Source organism: Vibrio sp. TRT 21S02, assembly GCF_050113675.1.
Lineage (GTDB): Bacteria > Pseudomonadota > Gammaproteobacteria > Enterobacterales > Vibrionaceae > Vibrio.
In genome coordinates this window covers 1-4,666 of sequence record NZ_JBNJOI010000043.1, presented here as the reverse complement: position 1 = coordinate 4,666, position 4,666 = coordinate 1, and the positions used below count along the sequence as shown (strand labels likewise).

The window sequence follows — 4,666 nt, the reverse complement described above, 5'->3', positions numbered from 1 at the left end:
CTTGAATCTGAACTTGTTGAAATAAATTCCATATCGAACCAAACATTATTTATTTCTCACTCTCCATTTTTCGACCAATATTGTTTGCATAACGCCCAATTAACGTGTGAGCAACGCATACACTGAACTTGAATACTGCGCCGTAAACACTAAACTCAACCCGAAGTGAAAGCGCCAAGCGTTGCGAATCACTGTTCAATTGTTTGTTATGTTTTACCACAAGTTACTGACTTAATTGAGAAAGAACTGCTATTTCAAGCCAGTTTTCTGAACCAAACCACAAGGCAAGAACCAACTTGGTCGCCAAAAGCGACTAACCCCAAACCAGTAATTCCACTTCCCTGCCCAATGAGGCAACCCGACAAAGCACCAACAAGCGCCCTTTCTTTCCAACCAAAGCACAAAACAATGCTGAATTGCCGAGGCAACTGCCAAGCTGAAATGCTGCTTGGTTAAGAACCTGAAAGCGACTTTGAGCCAGTTAAAAACAAGAAGCCTACCGCCACGACCTGACAATGAAGCAACCCGCGAACATTGGCATGTTTTACGGGCTGAGTGATTCAAGAACTTAGGCCGACAATGCGGATTTGCTGAGTCTACTAGGGACGAATTACCAGAGGGGCAAAGAACTAGAGCCCAAGATATTTAAGCCTTTGAAATACAGGTAAACATAACGCCCAATTAAGGTGTGAAGCACGCGACCACAACACTTGATTTGACCACCGTAAACACTGAACCTAACTCAAACCAAAAATGCCAAGCGTGCTGAATCACTCTTAAATTGTTTGTTAGGCATCTTTAGTCATCTTTGTCCGCATGATAGCGCCCTGAACAATAGTAACAACGTAGCTCATATTCATTGTCTGCTAACTTCCAAGCACTTAACTCACCAACAGTAGACTGCAATCCACAAATGTCACAAGTTGCTGGCAAATCCTCACTGTCTTCATTCTCACAATACGTGCAACGATACCCGCTAGAAGATTCGGCACAGAGTGCTAACGTATAGTGACCGCACTCAGGGCAATCCAATCTAGAAGGTGGAGCATCTGGGTCTGTCGTATAATCAACAAAGTTATCATTCTCTATTTCTTCTGCCTTCTTAATTGCTTCATAAACTGAGAATTCATATTCACTAGACAAGATACTAAATGTATCTTTTGTGTGAGTTGAAATGTGTTCTGATAAATCTAAATCTGAATAACTCTCGAGAAACTCTGTTACAGAGTGAAACAGCCTGCCAATCGTTTCTCTAACTTCGGATACATCCATTTCAAATTTATGATGTTCAATGGAGTTTCTCAACTTCTTGATCCATTCGAGATCACTGCGTAGTGCCGGTGTTATTGAATCAGGGCTTTCATTATTAATGAAGTTAACACACTCCCAAAGACCTACTGTTTTGTTTTTATCTACCTTTTTGGCAAATAAATCTCGATAAATAAGCAAAGGGTGAATTGAAGCTAGGTGATACTTAAATAGAAGTTCCAAAAAATGAGCCATATGTAAAACAGCAAACTTATACGCCTTTGTTTCACCAGCCTCTCCTTCTTCAAATTTCACGAGGGCTTCCTCAAGACTATCTACTGCATTATCTAATAAATCCAACTTATGCTCGGACATAAAACCTCCTGATGCCTAACGCCCTGTTAAGGGGTGAGCAACGCAATACCGAAGCCGCCGCATACCACCTTAAACACTAAAACTAACGCATAGTAAAAATGCCACGCGTTGCGAATCCCTCTTAAACAGTTTGTTATGTTATCAATCACGACAAGGACTAACCAAGCTTGGCAGTCCCTTTTTATAGAAAGGTTCCATATACGTAAATAATCAGGGAGCCTAAGAAAACCAACAGCCGAAAGCACTGTACATCGCTTTTACCATCTTCAAAGTCGTATGTTACCCCCCTATAGGCAGGTTACGATTAAACAGAAAACAGTACATGATTAGTAAGCTGTATATAGGAACGAAGTCTTTTAGCACCACATAGCCCAAGTCCAGCGAATACCAAATTAGATCCAAAAGCCAAATAAATGTGAATAGAAACATCACTATCAACTTAGCCGTTCTATTCAATATATTGTCTGGCCATATTAACTGCTTCATCAAGCCTACTTCTCCCTAAGTAACCCATCCCCGCCGTTAACATAACGCCCAATTAAGTTGTGAGCAACGCTGCCACATTACCCAAACACTTCACCGTAACCACCAAACCTATTGAAACCGAAAACGCCGAGCGTTGCGAATCAGCTTGAATTGCTTGTTATACCTATTTTTCGACGCTAGCACCAAACAGAGACTCATAGAGCACGCTTAGTTCAATCTCATCGCATCCAGATAAGTCTGAACGCATTGCTTTTACAATTTTACTAAAGGATACATACGAAGCTTCACTGCCCAATGAACCGTGTTTTTGAAAGAAAGAATGCATTGATGTTACAACTGCTTCACTACCTAGCAAAATCACTCGTGTTTTGGATTGATTTAATTGCTTTAGCTGCTCAACACTACGCTGCTCCGAATACTTTGCTGAACTTGCAATTTCAGAAACAGCATTTAAAAAATCCAGATAGGCTGAACTCCGTATTTCGATATGCTTTTTCTTCTTTTTCCGTGCGACTTCCCAGCCAAAACTGAACTAGCGCACTAGAAAGTACACCACCAATTCCGATCAGAGCCACAACCACTTTAATATCCATGTCTCTCCTTATAGGTATAACGCCCTGTTAAGGTGTGAGCAACGCAATACTGAAGCTACCGCATACCACCTTAAACACTAAAAGCAACGCATAGTAAAAATGCCACGCGTTGCGAATCACTCTTAAACAGTTTGTTATGTGTTTGTTTCGATTACCCAAACATCATGCTTTTCAATGAAATATGAATTTCTCGAATGCATAGCTCTAAACAAACCTAGGCGAGTGTGCCCCTCAGCAAGGTTAAATTCATGGTCAAAAGCAACTTCACCGTAGCTCCTTGGGTGAATCAAAGCTTCATTTTTCGCAAAAACGATAATTGGTCTAGGGAATGTGCAATTATCAAACATATAGTTTGAAAGCCTAGTCCGAGCATATGTCTGGTCAATACAAAGTAACCCTACGTCTTCATAATGTTTACGATTGCGCTCAAGCATTTGAATGCTCATAACTTGCTCTGTTGTTAAACTTTTTAAATGAAACTTCCACTTACGAGGTAACAACTTTGACCAATAATCTATAAATTCATCATTGTGGTCATAAGCCCATTGTTCAACCACACACATCGGTATATTTTTAAGAGACTTGTGCCAACGTGAATAGTAGCTTTCAAATGTTTCTTTATTAAAGCCATCAATGTGTCTTACTCGCGGAATCAACCTAGATCTCAGTCTTTCCAGTCGTGCCCGCTTGCTTCTTAGATGCGCTCGAGCCATTTTCTTTCGCTTCAATCGAGTTTCTTTTTTAGTCACTATTTTCTTAGCTCCAATGCTAGCCAAAACACATAACGCCCAATTAACGTGTGAGCAGCGCAGACACTGAACTTAAACACTGCGCCGTAAACACTAAACTCAACCCGAAGTGAGAGCGCCAAGCGTTGCGAATCACTGTTGAATTGTTTGTTATGTTTTACCACAAACACATGATTTACTTGAGAAAGAACTGCTATTTATAACTAGTTTTCTGAAGCAAACCACAAGGTAAGAACTGACTTGACCACCAAATGCGACCAACCTAAAACAAGTATGAACACTTCCCTGCCCAATGAGGCAACTCGATAAAGCCTCAACGAACACCCTAGTCTCTTCTCACAACAGCGCCAAACAATGGCAAATTGCCGAGACTACTGCCAAGGTAGGATGCTGCTTGGGAAGGAATCTCAAAGCGACTTTAAGCCAAAGAAACTGAAACCTAGCCGGCTCGACCTGGAAATGAAGCAACCCACGAACCTTGGCATGTTTTACGACCTAAGAGATTCAAGAACTTAGACCGACAATACTGATTTGCTGAGTCTACTAGGGACGAACTGCCAGAGGGACAAAGAACTTGAGTTAAAGACATTTAAGCCATTGAAATACAAGTAAACATAACGCCGCGTTAAGTAGTGAGCAACGCTAAACCATCTAACCTAAATCTTTATGCCGTAAACACTTAACCCAACTTAGAATGCAAAACGCCAAGCGTTGGGAATCTGCCTTAAACGCATTGTTATACGCTAGCCGAAGATACGCACCTTAGCTTCTACTATTTTATTCGCAACTTTCAAATCATGCTGTGGGTATGCAGACAAACCTATACTTTGTTCAATTGTAGAAGAAAGAGATAAAGCTATTCTCGATGCATCCTTTCCTTCTAGTACCAATCGAAATATATGAGGTACATAACTGTCGTATTCGTCGTTCCACTCATTTTCACCATCGTTAACACCGATTGGATCCCAGTCATTCCATAATATGGATGCTATTTCTTTAAACAGTTTTCTTTCTTTAGCTTCCACAATAATATTTCATGTTCCCGCATTGCGTATAACGCCAAATTAAGGTGTGAACAACGCTAACCACCCTACCTAAAGCATTGTGCCATAAACACTAAACTTGCTTGAAGTGAAAGCGCCAAGCGTTGTGAATCACTCTTAAATTTATTGTTATGAGGCAACTTGAAGCGACAAAGAAAGGAAGTTTTCATCG

Annotated in this window: 4 protein-coding genes; all 4 read right to left on the bottom strand. The window is 40.7% G+C overall.

What is annotated here, in order from left to right:
* Positions 1–798: 798 nt before the first annotated feature.
* The 4 genes from ACQEXU_RS21680 to ACQEXU_RS21665 all read right to left on the bottom strand — a co-directional run bounded on the left by ACQEXU_RS21680 (position 799) and on the right by ACQEXU_RS21665 (position 4,476).
* Positions 799–1,623 carry a hypothetical protein gene (locus ACQEXU_RS21680; protein ID WP_025634836.1) on the bottom strand — a complete coding sequence of 275 codons (825 nt, stop codon included), beginning with the start codon at positions 1,621–1,623 and terminating at the stop codon, positions 799–801.
* Between the two features lie 923 nt (positions 1,624–2,546).
* A complete protein-coding gene (locus ACQEXU_RS21675) occupies positions 2,547–2,702 on the bottom strand; it encodes a hypothetical protein (protein ID WP_427012271.1) in 156 nt (51 codons plus the stop codon).
* A gap of 134 nt (positions 2,703–2,836) precedes the next feature.
* Positions 2,837–3,451: a hypothetical protein gene (locus ACQEXU_RS21670; protein ID WP_025794184.1), complete on the bottom strand. Its 615-nt coding sequence runs from the start codon at positions 3,449–3,451 to the stop codon at positions 2,837–2,839.
* A gap of 743 nt (positions 3,452–4,194) precedes the next feature.
* Positions 4,195–4,476 carry a hypothetical protein gene (locus ACQEXU_RS21665; RefSeq protein ID WP_193299073.1) on the bottom strand — a complete coding sequence of 94 codons (282 nt, stop codon included), beginning with the start codon at positions 4,474–4,476 and terminating at the stop codon, positions 4,195–4,197.
* Positions 4,477–4,666 lie beyond the last annotated feature (190 nt).

Excerpts from the sequence above, each read along its gene's own strand:
- ACQEXU_RS21680 (WP_025634836.1), bottom strand. The coding sequence starts at position 1,623 with ATGTCCGAGCATAAGTTGGATTTATTAGATAATGCAGTAGATAGTCTT.
- ACQEXU_RS21675 (WP_427012271.1), bottom strand. The coding sequence starts at position 2,702 with ATGGATATTAAAGTGGTTGTGGCTCTGATCGGAATTGGTGGTGTACTT.